The following is a 15,407-nucleotide window of genomic DNA, read 5'->3' as shown; positions in this document are numbered from 1 at the left end:
CTCACAGCACGGTGACTATTTCCCTTCCTACCCTACCCCGCTCACACCCTGCGATTAACACAAAGCATTATTAATCCCTCAAAGGCATATTTTGTCGCTCTCATCACAATCAATTCACTTGCCATGCTCTGAAAGAGTGCTACATTGTGCATATGCTTTTATATTGAGACGTCTGATATGGATATCGAACGCTTTGCGCCAAACACGCACCTACCAACACCAGCCATCATTGCTTCGTTACCCACCACTGTTGAAATGACAGGGTTCAGTGACCAGCGCCATTACCTAGAGCAACAAACCAATTTCAGCCGACGCCACCACTGCGTCTATGACGGTGAACTATGGGCAAACACCTTAGATAGCGAACATTAAAAAAGCAGCGACCAACGTCGCTGCTTAATCAATATTAATGATAACCACCGCTCACCAATTAGCGGTTAATTGGTGCTCTCAAAAATCTTATCGGCAGAAGCTTCTACAAACCCACCGTATAGCTCGCCATCAGCTTGCGGATAGCGCTTAGCAAACTCGTAAAAACCACCTGGAATGTGTTTTACCCCATCAAGAAAACCCACTGCAACTTTATCTGCCATAGTCGATGACTGCTCTAACATCACTTCAGGATCGCCTTTCACTTCCCCACCAGATTCATTAATCGCAAAGCCGTTATGACGCAGAAAATGATTCACATCACGTACTTCCGTAAATTGCTCAAGCTGATTAATTCTAACCGTAAAGTGATTGGCACCAAAACCATGCGCTGCCACCCACCCCGCATATTCACTTTCTGCCGCTAGCATCTCATATGTCTCTGAATCAATGTCCCATAATCGTCCACCATAAAGGAATGACGGGTCATGAAATGCTGCTTCAGGGGCTTGATTAACTAACTCGCGTACCGCTTGTTGGAGCTGTGCCGAACATTGACCTACCATCAACTCACTAATAAATACCTTAGGAGCGGCTGGATTGGGATGTTCAAAATGCTCGGCATACAATTTTTTGGCTTCAAAGCGGTATTGACCACAAGGTTTGTAACCAATAGCAATGAAAGGAGCCGCCAGTTTATCTAACCCCACCTTCGGTAAGTTGAAGGTACGCAACGCAATATGATCATTGAGTAAAGGTTCATCTTCGGTCAATAGTGCATGTACTTGCTCTGCAGATGGACAAAGACGCTGGGTATAGTCTTGCCATAAGGCGTTAAACAATTGTTCCACTCTTTCCATGATGAATCCTTCCCCTTTGCTGAATTAGTAGTGTGTTGGTTAATGTGCCAATTTATTAAGACGCAACTCGATTAAAGTGCAATACCAGGTGATAATTGTGCCGGTAATTCTGTTTGCTCGCCTTCCATCGACGCCATAGGGTAGGCACAATAGTCTGCAGCATAATAAGCACTTGGACGTAAATTACCTGACGCCCCAGGACCACCGAATGGTGCATCACCACTTGCTCCAGTAAGTTGGCGGTTTCGGTTCACAATGCCTGCGCGAATGTTATCGATGAAATATTGCCACTCACTATCATCCGTAGACACTAAACCTGCCGATAAACCATAGCGAGTATCATTAGCAAGATCGACAGCCTCAGGTAAGTCTTGATAACGCACAACTTGCAGTAATGGACCGAAATGCTCTTCATCCGGTAACTCAGCCACGTTACTGACTTCAATAATGGCAGGAGAGACGATCGCACCTTGGCCTCTTTTCGCTTCTAACAATACCTCCGCACCTAGGCTAGCCAAGTTAGCTTGTGCAGCGATAATACCGTCAGCAGCGCGCTCAGAGATTTGTGGCCCCATAAATGGCTGAGGATCTGCAAAAGGTCCATCAATTCGAATCTGAGCGGTAGCTTCAATCAAACGATTTAAAATTGCATCGCCTTCTGTGCCCTGTGGCAGATACAAACGGCGTGCACATGTACAACGTTGGCCAGCACTAATAAACGCTGACTGAATAATAGTGTAGACCGTGGCATCTAACTCGCCATAAGACTTAGAAATAACCATTGGATTATTGCCGCCCATTTCGAGCGCTAACATCTTGCCCGGTTGCCCTGCATATTGGCGATGTAAGATATGACCAGTATTGGCACTACCAGTAAACAATAGACCATCAATACCTTTTGAGCCCGCAAGTGCTTCACCCGTAGGGCGTGCGCCTTGCACCATATTCAACACGCCTTTAGGTAATCCTGCCTGCTCCCACAGTTTCATGGTTTCTTGAGCCACTTTCGGGGTTAACTCTGACGGTTTAAAGACTACGGTATTGCCCGATAGCAACGCAGGAACGATATGACCATTCGGTAAATGCCCCGGGAAATTATACGGCCCAAATACCGCCATAACCCCTAATGGGCGATGGCGTAATACTGCGGCCGTACCCGCAATATCTTTTTGCTTTTCACCTGTACGTTCATGGTAAGCACGTAACGAAATCGCAATTTTACCCACCATCGCGCCTGCTTCAGTACGGGTTTCCCATAATGGCTTGCCTGTTTCTTCTGCGATGGTATGGGCGATATGCTCGCTGTGCTCTTTGACCAACTCAGCAAATTTTTCGACGACAGCTTGGCGCTCTGATAAATTGGTTTTACGCCATGTTGATAATGCTTCACGGGCAGCACTGACCGCTTGTTCAACTTGCTCTGCAGTGGCAGCATCACCTTGCCAAATTACTTCGCTGCTAAATGGGTTTAGCGAATTCATCGCTTCGCCCTTGCCTGCTAACCAGTTTCCTGCAATCCATTGAGTCATGATCTTCTCCTGTATCTGCCCGTTATACCCGTCTGAACAAGTATCATTTCTTTAAATAACTAAATACCGTTGTGGCTGTTACCGCTAGGCTTACTGCTCGATTAAACGAACGTGATCGCCATTTTTCACTTGCAGCGCCGCGGCCATTTCAGCGGTTATCTGCGCGATGTTTTTCTCTTCATCAACCTTCACTTTACCCACCACAGCTCGGAAGCCATCAAATGAGCCATTACTGATGATGAAGTCTTTTCCACTCGTACATTCACCAACCTCAACGGTACACGTGATCGAATGGCGTACCGATTCAATATTGCGAACGTCACATTCAACCGTTGGACCCGCATCAAAAATGTCGACGTAACCGCGGCAACAAAAGCCTTCTTTTTCTAATAGGCGTAATGCTGGGCGAGTTTTTTCATGTACTTGTCCAATCACAGCTTGTGCTTCTGGGCTCAATAAGCTGACGTAAATCGGTAGCTTTGGCATAAGATCAGCAATGAAGCCTTTGGCCCCGATACCTGTTAGGTAATCAGCATGCGTAAAATCAATAGAGAAGAAATGCTCTTTTAGCCAATGCCAGAACGGGGAATTACCCTCTTCATCTGATACGCCACGCATTTCTGCTAATACCGTTTCAGAAAAGCGATGGCGATGCTCTGCCATCATTAGAAAGCGACATTTAGACAGTAAACGACCATTCAAGCCTTGACGCCATTCAGGGCGAAGGAACAAGGTGCACAGCTCACTGTTGCCCGTATAGTTATTACCAAACGTCAGCACTTTTACGACGTTATGCACGCCTAAACGCCGTGAGGCATGAACAACCGTGCTGAGGTGATAGGTATAGAAAGGATTATCAAGGCCAATTGCAGCTTCGATTGCCGTTGTTCCTGCGATTTCACCCGTTTCCGTGTCTTCCGCAACCATCAAGTAGCCTTCAGTGCCCGGTTCGGTTACTTCTTTGCCGAAGCTTTCAACTGAGTGTGCAATCCTGTTACGTAGCATTTCTTCGTTAACAGGTAATGACGTGAAACCATGGCCAGATTCTTCCGCACAGCGCATAAGCGCCGGGTAATCGGCTTCGGTAATAGGACGAATAACCAGCATCGAACTCCCTCCTGATGCAGGTAGCGACAGGGTCGCTATCTATAAATTGAATGGGTAAACCTACTCACTTCCCTTCTCTCGCTTTTAAGATAAACAAGAAAAAACAGGGGCACACAGCATGTCGCTATCTGCAGTATTGAGTAAGCAACAGTGGCCAAGCTCCTGCTAGCCACTGTATGAAGCAGTTAAATGAGTGCGCTAACTGCTGATATATTTTGATACGACTTATTTATTATAAAGCTTAGCAATAGCTCGTTCTAAACGCGCCATACCTTCATCAACGTCAGCTTTATCAATCACCAGTGATGGTGTGAAGCGAACAACGTTAGTACCGGCAACCAATACCATTAGCCCTTCTTCAACAGCAGCAAGCAATACATCACGAGCACGCCCCTGCCATTCTTCATTCAGCGCAGCACCGAGTAATAAGCCTTTACCACGCACTTCGGAAAAGATTGGGTACTTAGCATTGATTTGCTCAAGCGCATCACGGAACCACTGCTCACGCTCTTTAACACCTGCGAGTACCTCTGGTTTAGAGACTTCATCAACAACAGCTTCAGCAACAGCACACGCCAATGGGTTACCACCATAGGTTGAACCGTGGGTGCCGACTTTCATGTGTTCAGCCAGTGCTGCCGTTGTCAGCATTGCACCAATGGGGAAACCACCACCTAATGATTTTGCAGTGCTTAAAATATCAGGTGTTACACCCAGACCTTGGTAGGCATAGAAATTACCAGTACGCCCATTACCCGTTTGTACTTCATCAAAGATTAATAGCGCGTTGTGCTTATCACACAGTTCACGAACACCTTGCACAAACTCAGAGGTTGGCGAGATAATTCCACCTTCCCCTTGAAGTGGCTCCATCATAATTGCACACGTGCGATCTGACATGATCTCAGCCAGAGCCGAAAGGTCATTATATGGAATATGGGAAATAGCTTGTGGTTTAGGACCAAAACCATCGGAGTAAGCTGCTTGACCGCCAACGGTTACCGTAAAGAATGTACGACCATGGAAACCCTGATTGAACGCGATAATTTCTGATTTTTCAGGACCAAATTTATCAACCGCATAACGACGCGCTAACTTCAATGCCGCTTCGTTAGCTTCTGCACCTGAGTTTGCAAAAAATACTTTTTCAGCAAAACTGTGCTCGGTTAATTTTTTAGCAAGGCGTAAGGCTGGCTCATTGGTCATTACATTACTTAGGTGCCATAACTTTTCAGCTTGCGACTTAAGTGCGTTAACCATCACTGGATGACAATGCCCTAAACAACTCACGGCAATTCCACCGGCAAAGTCGATATATTCGCGATCATCTTGATCCCAAATTCGAGATCCTTGTCCCTTCACAGGAATAATCTGCATCGGGGAATAACAAGGTACCATTACCTCATCGAATAATTTACGTTCTACTTTATGTTCCATTGTCATCACATTATCCTTCTGTGCATGTCGCCCTAAGCATAGTATTTACATTTTATTAACCAATTCCAATAGCAGAATATTTTTTTTATCTGAAGCTGAAAATGATTAAATGGGAATAATGTACATATTTATGCGAGTTATAGGAAAGTTTATTAACCCGAGTTCCGCTAAAGCTGTTTTTCCATATAGGAAATAATGCAAATAGTGAAATATATTAGTGAATAAGATTGCTCGAGATACTCAGCAGAAAAAGATAATGAAATGTTAAATAAAGTGATGAAGATCGCGATTATGAGACAGGAGAAATGAAAAATAAATCCAGAATGACGCTTTTTATTTCATTTTGTAGGATAAAAACACCTTTAGCGACGGGCTAAAAAGTTGGCTAATAGCTGGTGACCTTGCTCTGTCAGAATGCTTTCAGGATGAAATTGCACCCCTTCGATCGGTAACGTTTTATGGGCAATCCCCATAATTTCATCAAATTCACCGTCGCACTCTGTCCATGCCGTCACATCAAAGCAATCCGGCAAGGTATCGGTTTTTACCACCAAAGAGTGGTAACGCGTTACCGTTAATGGATTATTGAGGGTATGGAATACACTGGCATCGGTATGAATGATAGGCGATGTTTTACCATGCATTACCTGACGAGCACGCACGACTTGTGCACCAAATACCTGTGCTATCGATTGATGACCCAGACAGACACCAAGAATCGGTAATTTTCCGGCAAAGTACTCTATCGCTTGTAACGAAATACCCGCGTCATCTGGTGTACAGGGGCCTGGAGAGATAACCAGATGAGAGGGATTTAACGCCGCAATGCCAGCAATATCGATTTCATCATTACGTATAACTTTAACGTCAGCACCTAGCTCACAGAAGTATTGGTACAAGTTATAGGTAAAAGAGTCATAGTTATCGATGATTAGCAGCATAGCAAGTACCCAGTATGGTTTGGCGCTCTATTTTGCTATAGGAAATAAGAAAGGCAAGCCCAAGATAGCTTGAGTTTGCCTTTTTAAGTTAAATCATTAAAAGTTCTTTACTGAATACGGCACGAGTTGCCGTTATAAACAGCCTTTAGCTTTCCTTCCAAAACCAGCGGCGTGAAAGTACAAGGTACGTCATAGACGCCATAAGCAAGAATGCTAAGATCGACAGCATCACCCGCTTTGATGCCTACGTGTTTAAGGAAACGATCTTTTTCAGTATACGTGCGCTTGTCCCCATTCATCATCCATGGCTTAGTGCTGTCCCAATACCAAGTATTGAAGACCGGATAAACAGGCTGGCGACTTTTATTCTGAATCTTCAGCGTAAAACCCAGTTTTTTCATTTTATATTTCAGGCTGATAATAACGGGATCATGATCAGACGCTGAATACGGTCCTTCAGATTTAGCCAGTGAGCCACTGTACTTACCTGAATATTCAAACAATGAGTTCTCAACCGAGTTAATGTGCCAATCTTCAATACCAACCACTTTTTTCTTTAAGCTTTTATTCGCTAATGCATGATCTAGGCTGCCTAACTCACCGCCATAACTGTATGAATAACTATCATCGCCATGCCATTCAGATGCTAAGTTAATAAGCCCTAAACCTTTTCCAGCTTCTATACCTGTTGCATGTAATGGTTGCCCAGCAATCGACGTGCCTGATGCCGACATAATTTTACGTTCTGCTTTTTTCGGCTTGTAGTCTGTTAACACACGTACTGGATCTTCCATCCCATACGCATTCATATCACCCATGACTAACAGATCACCTTTCACTTTTTTCAGCTCTTGGCTTAATGTCATCGCACCTGATACACGGAATGCATTACAGTGCCCCTGAAGATCCGCAGGATCATCTTCATATTCACCGTTAATCCAATCTTCGTAGCAACCTGAACCCTTTGATTTCAAATGATTCACAACAACTGAAAGGGTTTCTTTCTTTTTCTTTGTGCCTACAATCTTAAACGTCTGCATCAAACTATCACGTTGATACTTATCCAGCTGCTTTGCTTCGCCGTCAGGGTTATTACCGGTAATGTGTTGTTCAGGCATGCGGATAACTTGAGCGTCATCAGCTGGTGTCACTTTGGCTGGGCGATAAATTAATGCCACCATAATGGCATCGCTGCCAAGGTACTTGCCTTGATTTTTATCTTCATCAGCAATTTCAATATATGCGTAATGATCAGCGCTATCATTAAATTGCAAATTCAATTCAGTGACTAAATTGGCAATCGCACTATTTGCCCCAAAGCCATTATTTTCCATTTCCATAATGCCAAGAATATCGGCATCCATAGCTTTCAATGCATTAACAATTTTGGTGCGTTGTAATGAAAATTCACTTAAGGTTTTAGCGCCACGATTACAGCCTTTCGCAGCATCGGCATCCGCTTGGTCGCTACATGTAGCATTCAAGTCTCCGCCAACCTCACTGGCACTAGTAAATAAATTCAGCACATTGAAACTGGCGACTTTTATATTACCGCCAATGTACTCTACAGGGGCTGCAGTACGATCGTTCTGATGAATAAAGTCTGCGGGTTCAATATTATTGGTTGGAATTAAGCGATATTGACCGTAACTAAAACCAATAATACCTTCGAGGTTCACGAGCTGATCGCCCACTCGAATATAACCTTGCTCTGCATCTAAACCAGGAAAATAAGGGATGACACCATTAGGTGTTTTTTCATCAGTATCGATATAAAGTTTGTTTTCCGCATTTTGCTTGGCAAGAGCTGTTGCATCTTCACTACCCGCAACATAAAGCTGAGTCGGTTTGATCAATGGCGCTTCATGCGATAACAACATGTTGTTACGATAAGATCCGTAATCAAAACCAAAATTACGGGTGATCTGCAAGTTACTATCAGGTGCTAGACGAACCAGCATGCCTTCATAACGCTCCATTGCCTCAACCAGTGTTTCGCCATCTCTCACTGTAATATTGGTCGCAATGATCGGGCTCACTTCATGCCCAACTTCAACCTTGTCTTTTTGAGCGACAAGCTGGGTCATGCCGTAATGCTCTTTCACTTTGGCTTCTACACACACTTCCATCCCCGGCTGTATATCAGCACTCGGGGCAGAACCGGTGTAAACAAAAATGCCATCTGATGTCTCTTCGTTGTCATCGCCAGCCGCATCCTGAATAAAAAAACCTTTATACAGGCTGCTCATCGACTTGGTAACAACGCCTTTGACGAAGTACGCATCAGGGCTAATGTACTCACCATCCGGAATTAACGGGCTAGAACTACCATCACCTTGAACCGAATAAATAGGCGTTAATGTTTGCTCTTCACACGAAAAGTCTGATGCGTGTGAGGTTACGCTAACCAGCGCAACCGCGATGGCTAAAGGGCTTAATTTAAGCATGCGCATTGTGCAATCCTTTACATTTATGTGTTTGATGTCTTAAAAGGTGTGCATTATTTAACAAAGTTACATGCCATTAATGTGACAAAACCGACAAACAAGTGTCATAGCTAAATGCAATTAATCGCAACTAGACATTGATGCAATAAATTCATTCATTTTCAACAGAATGCAAAATCAATCGCTTAATGAATATACAGCTAGAAACAACAGGTATAAAAAAAGCCATGAATCACTTCATGGCTTTTTATATATACAGCTAGTCAGTTATGGACGAGCAACAAATCCTACTGCTTCGTAGGCTTTCTTTAATGTCACTGCAGCACGTGCAGAGGCTTTTTCAGCACCCGCTTTCATGACGGCATCCATGTAGGCACGGTCTGCTCGAATACACTTGTATTCTGCTTGTACGGGCTCAAGCATTGCAACGATGGCTTCACCAACGTCTTTCTTGAAAGGACCATACATTTCAACACCAGCATATTGTGCTTCGATATCAGCAAATGTTTTACCTGTTGCGCCTGAGTACAGACCCATAAGGTTGGCGATACCGGCTTTGTTTTCGATATCGTGAATAATACTTGGTGGATTCTGTGCGTCTGTTTGAGCTTTATTGATCTTCTTCAGAATCGATTTTGGCTCTTCAAGCAGCGTAATAACGTTTTTACGGTTATCGTCTGATTTTGACATCTTCTTTGTTGCATCTTGTAGGCTCATCACCCGCGCATTCACCGCTGGAATGTACGGTTCAGGCACTTCAAAAATCGGCTGGTCTTCGCTACCGTATAAATTATTAAAACGGGTTGCGATATCACGCGCTAGCTCAAGGTGCTGTTTCTGATCACTGCCTACAGGTACTTTATGTGCTCCATAAAGCAGAATATCGGCAGCCATTAATACTGGGTAGCCAAATAAGCCAACATTCACGTCATTCGCGTGACGGGCTGATTTATCTTTAAACTGCGTCATACGATTAAGCTCACCCATCTGGGTGTAGCAGTTTAGAATCCAACCTAGCTGAGCATGCTCTGGTACATGAGACTGAACAAATAACGAACTCTTCTTTGGATCAACACCAACAGCAAGACAAATAGCCAAAGCATCTAACGTTGCTTCATGCAGTGCTTTTGGATCTTGGCGAACGGTAATTGCATGAAGATCGACTACACAATATTGGCAATCGAAGTCATCTTGCATTTGTTCCCACTGACGCAGCGCACCCATGTAGTTACCAATACTCAATTCACCGGAAGGCTGCACGCCACTTAAAACAATGGGTTTACTCATTATGGGGGATCCTTTGTTACCTAAAATATTCAGCGACACTCAAGCCGCTAACAGAATTCAATATGTTTACTTGATGCCTAGTTTAACCGGAACAGACCAGCAGTACTAGCAAGCTAGTTTAACCACGTCGATTAATTGACTGAACTGATCTAACACAACATCTGGGTTACTAGCACTGATAGGCTGACCGTAATTGTAACCGTAAGTAAGACCAACAACACGACATGTTGCTGCCTGTGCTGCCAGAATATCATTACGAGAATCACCAATCATCAGCATTTCGCAAGCAGCCAGTTGATGCTTCTCCATCAACCAGTGCAACGCAAACGGGTCAGGTTTTTTCAATGGGAAGGTATCACCACCAATCACATCAACAAAAAACTCACTGATACCATGTTGCTCGAGCAAATGCGGTACAAACTGAGCAGGTTTATTGGTCACAATTGCCATTGGAATATTGGCTTGATGGAAAGCTGCCAGTGTCTCTTTTACACCTGCATATAAGTGGCTTTTCTTATGACCACCTTCATCGTAAAAGCGATCAAACAATGCTCGTGCTTCTTGATGAAGTGCAGGATCAAGCTCTGGGTCAAGCTCAAGGCTTTGACTAAGCGCACGACCAATCAGAATATCAGCCCCGTTACCAATCCACCTTGTTACCTGCTCGACGGTTACTCTATCACGACCTAATGCCTGCATCGCTTTATCAGCAGCTTCAGCCAAATCAGGAACGCTATCAAGCAGCGTTCCATCAAGGTCAAAAGCAATAAATTTAATGCCTTCAAATTGCTTCATGCTTAACGCTCAACCTTTGCAAGCTCTGCACGCATTTCATCGATCGCCGCTTTATAATCAGGCTGGTTGAAGATTGCAGAACCGGCAACAAACATATCTGCCCCCGCTTCAGCGATTTCACGAATATTATCAGCCTTCACACCACCATCAATTTCTAAACGGATATCGTAACCTGATGCATCGATACGCTGACGTACTTCACGTAGCTTATCCAATGTATTTGGAATAAATGATTGACCACCGAAACCAGGGTTAACTGACATCAGTAAGATCATATCGATCTTGTCCATTACATAATCAAGGTGATGAAGTGGAGTTGCAGGGTTAAATACAACACCCGCCTGACAGCCACACTCTTTAATTAACTGCAAAGTACGATCTAAGTGCTCTGTCGCTTCAGCATGGAAAGTAATCATTGTTGCACCCGCTTTAGCAAAGTCAGGAATAATACGATCCACTGGCTTTACCATTAGGTGAACATCAATCGGCGCGGTAATGCCGTAGTCACGTAATGCTTTACATATTGGCGCACCAAACGTCAGATTGGGTACATAGTGATTATCCATCACATCAAAGTGCACCACATCGGCACCGGCAGCTAATACTTTCTCAACGTCTTCACCAAGACGAGCGAAATCTGCAGATAAGATAGATGGAGCGATCAAAAAGTCCTTCATGTTCAGCCTCTATACGTTACATACGATACGGTCGGTAAAATCGGCGCAATTCTACCCGATCCTGTTAACGATGTCTTAACCGATCGAGTTAGGTTTTGTGACTATGCTTAAAAGAATAAAGAGAGAATGGGCACATCAGAAGGAAAAATTGAATGGATTCAGATAATAGAACATCACCAAAGAAACGGAAAATCAGCTTAGCAATTAGTGTTATTGCAGCTTTATTTGGGGTGCAATCAGAAAGGAATCGCCAACAAGACTTTAGCCAGCAAAGTCCTTGGCCTTTTATTATTGGCGGTATTATTGCAATAGGGATTTTTGTCGCCTTGCTGGTTACGATAACGCTATCGGTTACCGCAACACATTAGCGAACGATTCAATTATTAGATGATCTTTCATGTGATTTAAATAACGCTAATAGCTCATCCACTTTATTGCGCCCGCTGCCATTACGACTAATGGTTCGCTTCACTTTCACCACCGACAAATCTGCACCATGGTACAAACGGCGCGTTAATTTAGTATCGTGATTAGAAATAAGCACTGGAATTTCACGTTCTGTAGCAGCGTTTTCTGCTACATCGGCCAAATCGGCTTGATCATCAAGGCTGAAGCCATTACCTGCATAAGACGTAAAATTAGCCGTCGTAGATAAAGGGGCATAAGGAGGATCGCAGTACACGACACAACCTTTACGAGCACGAGAAAACGTCTGCTGATACCCTTCACAAACAAATGTCGCTCGCTTTGCTTTCTCGGCAAAAAAGTACATTTCTTTTTCTGGGAAATAAGGCTTCTTATAAGAGCCGAATGGGACGTTAAACCCTCCTTTTTTGTTATAACGGCATAAGCCATTAAAACCATGACGATTCATGTACAAGAAATACAACGAACGCACGTAAGGATCTTGGGTTTTATTAAATTCTTCGCGGATTTTTAAATAAGCTTCTTTCTGATTATATTCAGGCGTAAAAAGTTTTCGTACATCTTCAACGTACTTTTCTGGATCATCTTTAAGAATGTTATAAAGGTTGATCAGATCTGGATTGATATCTGCCAATAGATATTGTTCAAAATCAGTATTCAAAAATACCGACCCCGCCCCAACAAAAGGCTCAACTAATTTACGCGCAGGTGGCAGGTGGCGTTGAATTTCCTCGACTAGAGAGTACTTACCCCCAGCCCATTTCAGAAATGCACGATGCTTCTTCATTCAGCTAACCTACTACCTATACCACCACGAAAGGTTGCGGATTGTACCTCATTTATTACCTTGTCTGTACCTATTACCGGAAATAACTACGCTCAAACAGCAAGGATATTACGATTATTTAGCTTGATCTATTTCACGATGAATTTGTGCGTACGATTTAACCCAAGGCTGTACCGCTTGAACACTATCTGGCAATAACAGCTCTGCACGCCTTGCCGTCACAATATCTTTATAATTACCCGTAATAACGATAAACCATGCTTCGCCTTTTCGACGGGTTTCATACAAAGTCGCAATATTTTGAATTTTATGTTCAGCAATAAATTTCTGTGCGGTGCTAAGAGATTGTAATGCTGCAAGCTGCAAGGTGTAATGGCGAGAATCAACGTTTTTGAGCTCTTCACCTAATGCAGCTGATTTTTTTTGCTGAACAGATAATACTGGTGCTGCCGCTTTCTGTTGAGGAGTAACGGGATCACTAGATACCGTTGTGACATCATTGGTATTTATATCTGTATTGCTTTGCGTTGTTTCGGGAGTAGCGGCTTGCTGAGCGAGCGCTTCTTGTCCACTCGTCCCTAAGGCTTGCCCACTTAACATAGCGTCAACCACTTGCGAAGGTACAACAACACGTTGACTATCGTCATTACGCCCAACCGTTAGCCCTTCACTCGATATTTCTTGCGGTAACACACGGGCGTCATCTATCGCTCTATCTGACGAACTCAACGCGACTTTTTTAGCCTGCTGCGGAGCAATGGTCGCTGACTGAGCGGTATCAGCGTCATCATAATGCTCCGTCTTCAGGTTTTCTTTTGCAGTATCGGTAACGATCGTGTTATTTGCACTTTGTGCTGGCTCATCATTCGCAGGGAAAAACCAAAAGACTACACCGGCAGTTAATATTGCTAACATGACTACAAGTAATGCCAGCGGAGAGAGAGTCCGTGATGAAGAATTAGCCATATTGTTATCCGTATTATTTAGTTGCATCAACGCGCGAGGTTTGGGCTCAGCCGAGGCGGCTTTTTCCTTTAATTCACGTCTTCCATTTGCATCTAACGCATCGCTAGACAACACTACTTCGACAAAGGTTTGCACTTCTTGTTCCGTTAAATCAGAGATTTCGAGTTCAAGTGGCATTTGCCCCTGCCCATGAGAGACCTGATCTAAGTATTTATTGAGTCGTCCTGTTTGGCTAAAGAGTAATACGTTAATTTGCCATAATGGCTCACTTTGGGCACGAGTGATCACAGCCCAAAGTTCAGCAATCAATACAGGGCTTAATAAATGGGCATCATCAATAATCAGCAAAACATCAGAACGATGGCCTTCAAGCATCCGCTCAAGGCTTTGGATTAATGGATCTTGATCATTGAATAGCGGCTGATTAACTAACTGTTTAAGCACGATCGAGCGATGTTGGCTATCCGTTTGAGCAGGATGACATAATAACAAGGCTTGATTACAGTTTTGAGAATAGTGTTCAATATAGTGCTGAGCAAGCCACGTTTTACCCGCACCTTCTGTGCCAGTAATTTGAATAAGATTGGAATTAAAGCGGGTTAAAAATTGAATGCGCGAAAGCAATTGGATCTGACTATCCAGATCCAACTCTCGAGCATTACTGCCGTTGGTCATGACCGCCGACAAATTTATGCATTAATCACACGGCGTAAAACGTCGTGTGGTACATCTGATACAACTTCAGCAGTACCGATAGATGTTGGTAAAACGAGGCGCAATTGACCGGATAAAACTTTTTTATCACGCATCATATGCTTGATAAAGCTATCATAATCCATCGACGTCGGTTTACTTATTGGCAACTGTGCTCGTTCATGCAAACGGGCAATACGGATAACATCCTCTTCTGATAACAAACCCTGCTCATGAGCAGTTTTTGCCGCAAACACAGTACCCACTGCAACAGCTTCACCGTGTAGCCAGTTTCCGTAGCCCATTTCAGCTTCAATTGCATGACCGAATGTATGACCTAAATTGAGCAAGGCACGAACACCAGACTCTTTTTCATCAGAAGCAACAACATCAGCTTTAATCTGACAACAACGACCAATTGCATAAGACAAGGCCTCATTGTCTAAAGCTTGTAGCTTTTCAATATTCTGTTCTAACCAAACGAAAAACTCATAGTCAGCGATAATGCCATATTTGATCACTTCAGCCATACCCGAAGCAAACTCACGGGCTGGTAATGTTTTCAAACACTGATTATCAATAACTACCGCTTTCGGTTGATAAAACGCACCAATCATATTCTTGCCCAAAGGATGATTCACAGCAGTTTTACCACCTACTGATGAATCGACCTGAGACAACAATGTCGTTGGTACTTGAACAAAATCAACACCACGTTGGTAACTTGCAGCAGCAAAACCGACAACATCACCAATGACGCCGCCCCCTAGTGCCACCATCACCACATCGCGACCATAATTACCTTGCAGTAAGAATGTCATGATCTGATTAAATGTTTCTAAGGTTTTATATTGCTCGCCGTCCGGTAATTCTAATAATGATACTTCGCACTCTAAAGCACGAATAGTAGCCATCACTTGCGCTGCGTAAAGTGGTGCAACAGTTTCATTGCTGACCACAACAACACGTCGTCCTGCACTTATTGCAGACGCAAACAACGCCGGGGTGTTAAACAACTCGGCGCCGATAGAGATAGGGTAGCTTCTGTCACCTAGATTGACGTTGATCCGTTCCATGGTCAGCTTC

General features: G+C 43.7%; 14 protein-coding genes. 2 read left to right on the top strand and 12 right to left on the bottom strand.

Features of this window, described 5'->3' with window-relative positions; genetic code table 11:
• Positions 1–177 precede the first annotated feature (177 nt).
• Complete coding sequence (locus C9J47_RS17155) at positions 178–372, top strand: hypothetical protein (protein WP_107254604.1); 195 nt, start codon at positions 178–180, stop codon at positions 370–372.
• Positions 373–437: 65 nt separating this feature from the next.
• Here the strand turns inward: C9J47_RS17155 and C9J47_RS17150 are convergent, their stop codons facing one another.
• The 9 genes from C9J47_RS17150 to rpe form a co-directional block, all read right to left on the bottom strand.
• Positions 438–1,229, bottom strand: a complete 792-nt coding sequence (locus C9J47_RS17150; protein WP_107254603.1) for a DUF1338 domain-containing protein — start codon at positions 1,227–1,229, stop codon at positions 438–440.
• A 71-nt stretch (positions 1,230–1,300) separates the two neighbouring features.
• Positions 1,301–2,758, bottom strand: a complete 1,458-nt coding sequence (astD, locus tag C9J47_RS17145) for a succinylglutamate-semialdehyde dehydrogenase (RefSeq protein ID WP_107254602.1) — start codon at positions 2,756–2,758, stop codon at positions 1,301–1,303.
• Positions 2,759–2,848: 90 nt separating this feature from the next.
• Complete coding sequence (gene astA, locus C9J47_RS17140; RefSeq protein WP_107254601.1) at positions 2,849–3,865, bottom strand: arginine N-succinyltransferase; 1,017 nt, start codon at positions 3,863–3,865, stop codon at positions 2,849–2,851.
• A 225-nt stretch (positions 3,866–4,090) separates the two neighbouring features.
• The gene (locus C9J47_RS17135; protein WP_107254600.1) at positions 4,091–5,308 is read right to left on the bottom strand and encodes an aspartate aminotransferase family protein; all 1,218 of its coding nucleotides are present in this window, start codon (positions 5,306–5,308) and stop codon (positions 4,091–4,093) included.
• 356 nt (positions 5,309–5,664) lie between these two features.
• Entirely contained in the window at positions 5,665–6,243 is a 579-nt protein-coding gene (locus tag C9J47_RS17130) for an aminodeoxychorismate/anthranilate synthase component II (RefSeq protein ID WP_107254599.1), read from the bottom strand.
• Positions 6,244–6,350: 107 nt separating this feature from the next.
• Entirely contained in the window at positions 6,351–8,696 is a 2,346-nt protein-coding gene (locus C9J47_RS17125; RefSeq protein WP_107254598.1) for an ExeM/NucH family extracellular endonuclease, read from the bottom strand.
• Positions 8,697–8,957: 261 nt separating this feature from the next.
• On the bottom strand, positions 8,958–9,977 hold the full coding sequence (gene trpS, locus C9J47_RS17120; RefSeq protein WP_107254597.1) for a tryptophan--tRNA ligase: 1,020 nt from the start codon (positions 9,975–9,977) through the stop codon (positions 8,958–8,960).
• A gap of 105 nt (positions 9,978–10,082) precedes the next feature.
• Positions 10,083–10,772, bottom strand: a complete 690-nt coding sequence (locus C9J47_RS17115) for a phosphoglycolate phosphatase (RefSeq protein WP_107254596.1) — start codon at positions 10,770–10,772, stop codon at positions 10,083–10,085.
• A gap of 2 nt (positions 10,773–10,774) precedes the next feature.
• Positions 10,775–11,449: a ribulose-phosphate 3-epimerase gene (rpe, locus tag C9J47_RS17110; RefSeq protein ID WP_107254595.1), complete on the bottom strand. Its 675-nt coding sequence runs from the start codon at positions 11,447–11,449 to the stop codon at positions 10,775–10,777.
• 152 nt (positions 11,450–11,601) lie between these two features.
• On the opposite strand from rpe, the gene C9J47_RS17105 reads away from it, so the two are divergent.
• Complete coding sequence (locus C9J47_RS17105; RefSeq protein WP_107254594.1) at positions 11,602–11,817, top strand: DUF2970 domain-containing protein; 216 nt, start codon at positions 11,602–11,604, stop codon at positions 11,815–11,817.
• 8 nt (positions 11,818–11,825) lie between these two features.
• On the opposite strand, the gene dam is transcribed toward C9J47_RS17105, so the two are convergent.
• From dam to aroB, 3 genes are all read right to left on the bottom strand, one after another.
• Positions 11,826–12,662 (bottom strand): adenine-specific DNA-methyltransferase, encoded by an 837-nt coding sequence (gene dam / locus C9J47_RS17100; protein WP_107254593.1) that lies wholly within the window; start codon positions 12,660–12,662, stop codon positions 11,826–11,828.
• A 114-nt stretch (positions 12,663–12,776) separates the two neighbouring features.
• Positions 12,777–14,303 carry an SPOR domain-containing protein gene (locus C9J47_RS17095; RefSeq protein WP_107254592.1) on the bottom strand — a complete coding sequence of 509 codons (1,527 nt, stop codon included), beginning with the start codon at positions 14,301–14,303 and terminating at the stop codon, positions 12,777–12,779.
• Positions 14,304–14,317: 14 nt separating this feature from the next.
• Positions 14,318–15,397 carry a 3-dehydroquinate synthase gene (gene aroB, locus C9J47_RS17090; protein WP_107254591.1) on the bottom strand — a complete coding sequence of 360 codons (1,080 nt, stop codon included), beginning with the start codon at positions 15,395–15,397 and terminating at the stop codon, positions 14,318–14,320.
• Positions 15,398–15,407: the final 10 nt, after the last annotated feature.

It is taken from the genome of Photobacterium indicum (assembly GCF_003026215.1).
In the GTDB taxonomy this organism is placed as follows: Bacteria; Pseudomonadota; Gammaproteobacteria; order Enterobacterales; family Vibrionaceae; genus Photobacterium; species Photobacterium indicum.
Note: the sequence above shows the minus strand (reverse complement) of the source record. Positions and strands in the feature narration are given on the sequence as shown.

Coding starts and splice junctions, on each gene's coding strand:
- C9J47_RS17155 (WP_107254604.1), top strand. CDS start 178: ATGGATATCGAACGCTTTGCGCCAAACACGCACCTACCAACACCAGCC.
- C9J47_RS17150 (WP_107254603.1), bottom strand. CDS start 1,229: ATGGAAAGAGTGGAACAATTGTTTAACGCCTTATGGCAAGACTATACC.
- astD (WP_107254602.1), bottom strand. CDS start 2,758: ATGACTCAATGGATTGCAGGAAACTGGTTAGCAGGCAAGGGCGAAGCG.
- astA (WP_107254601.1), bottom strand. CDS start 3,865: ATGCTGGTTATTCGTCCTATTACCGAAGCCGATTACCCGGCGCTTATG.
- C9J47_RS17135 (WP_107254600.1), bottom strand. CDS start 5,308: ATGACAATGGAACATAAAGTAGAACGTAAATTATTCGATGAGGTAATG.
- C9J47_RS17130 (WP_107254599.1), bottom strand. CDS start 6,243: ATGCTGCTAATCATCGATAACTATGACTCTTTTACCTATAACTTGTAC.
- C9J47_RS17125 (WP_107254598.1), bottom strand. CDS start 8,696: ATGCGCATGCTTAAATTAAGCCCTTTAGCCATCGCGGTTGCGCTGGTT.
- trpS (WP_107254597.1), bottom strand. CDS start 9,977: ATGAGTAAACCCATTGTTTTAAGTGGCGTGCAGCCTTCCGGTGAATTG.
- C9J47_RS17115 (WP_107254596.1), bottom strand. CDS start 10,772: ATGAAGCAATTTGAAGGCATTAAATTTATTGCTTTTGACCTTGATGGA.
- rpe (WP_107254595.1), bottom strand. CDS start 11,449: ATGAAGGACTTTTTGATCGCTCCATCTATCTTATCTGCAGATTTCGCT.
- C9J47_RS17105 (WP_107254594.1), top strand. CDS start 11,602: ATGGATTCAGATAATAGAACATCACCAAAGAAACGGAAAATCAGCTTA.
- dam (WP_107254593.1), bottom strand. CDS start 12,662: ATGAAGAAGCATCGTGCATTTCTGAAATGGGCTGGGGGTAAGTACTCT.
- C9J47_RS17095 (WP_107254592.1), bottom strand. CDS start 14,303: ATGACCAACGGCAGTAATGCTCGAGAGTTGGATCTGGATAGTCAGATC.
- aroB (WP_107254591.1), bottom strand. CDS start 15,397: ATGGAACGGATCAACGTCAATCTAGGTGACAGAAGCTACCCTATCTCT.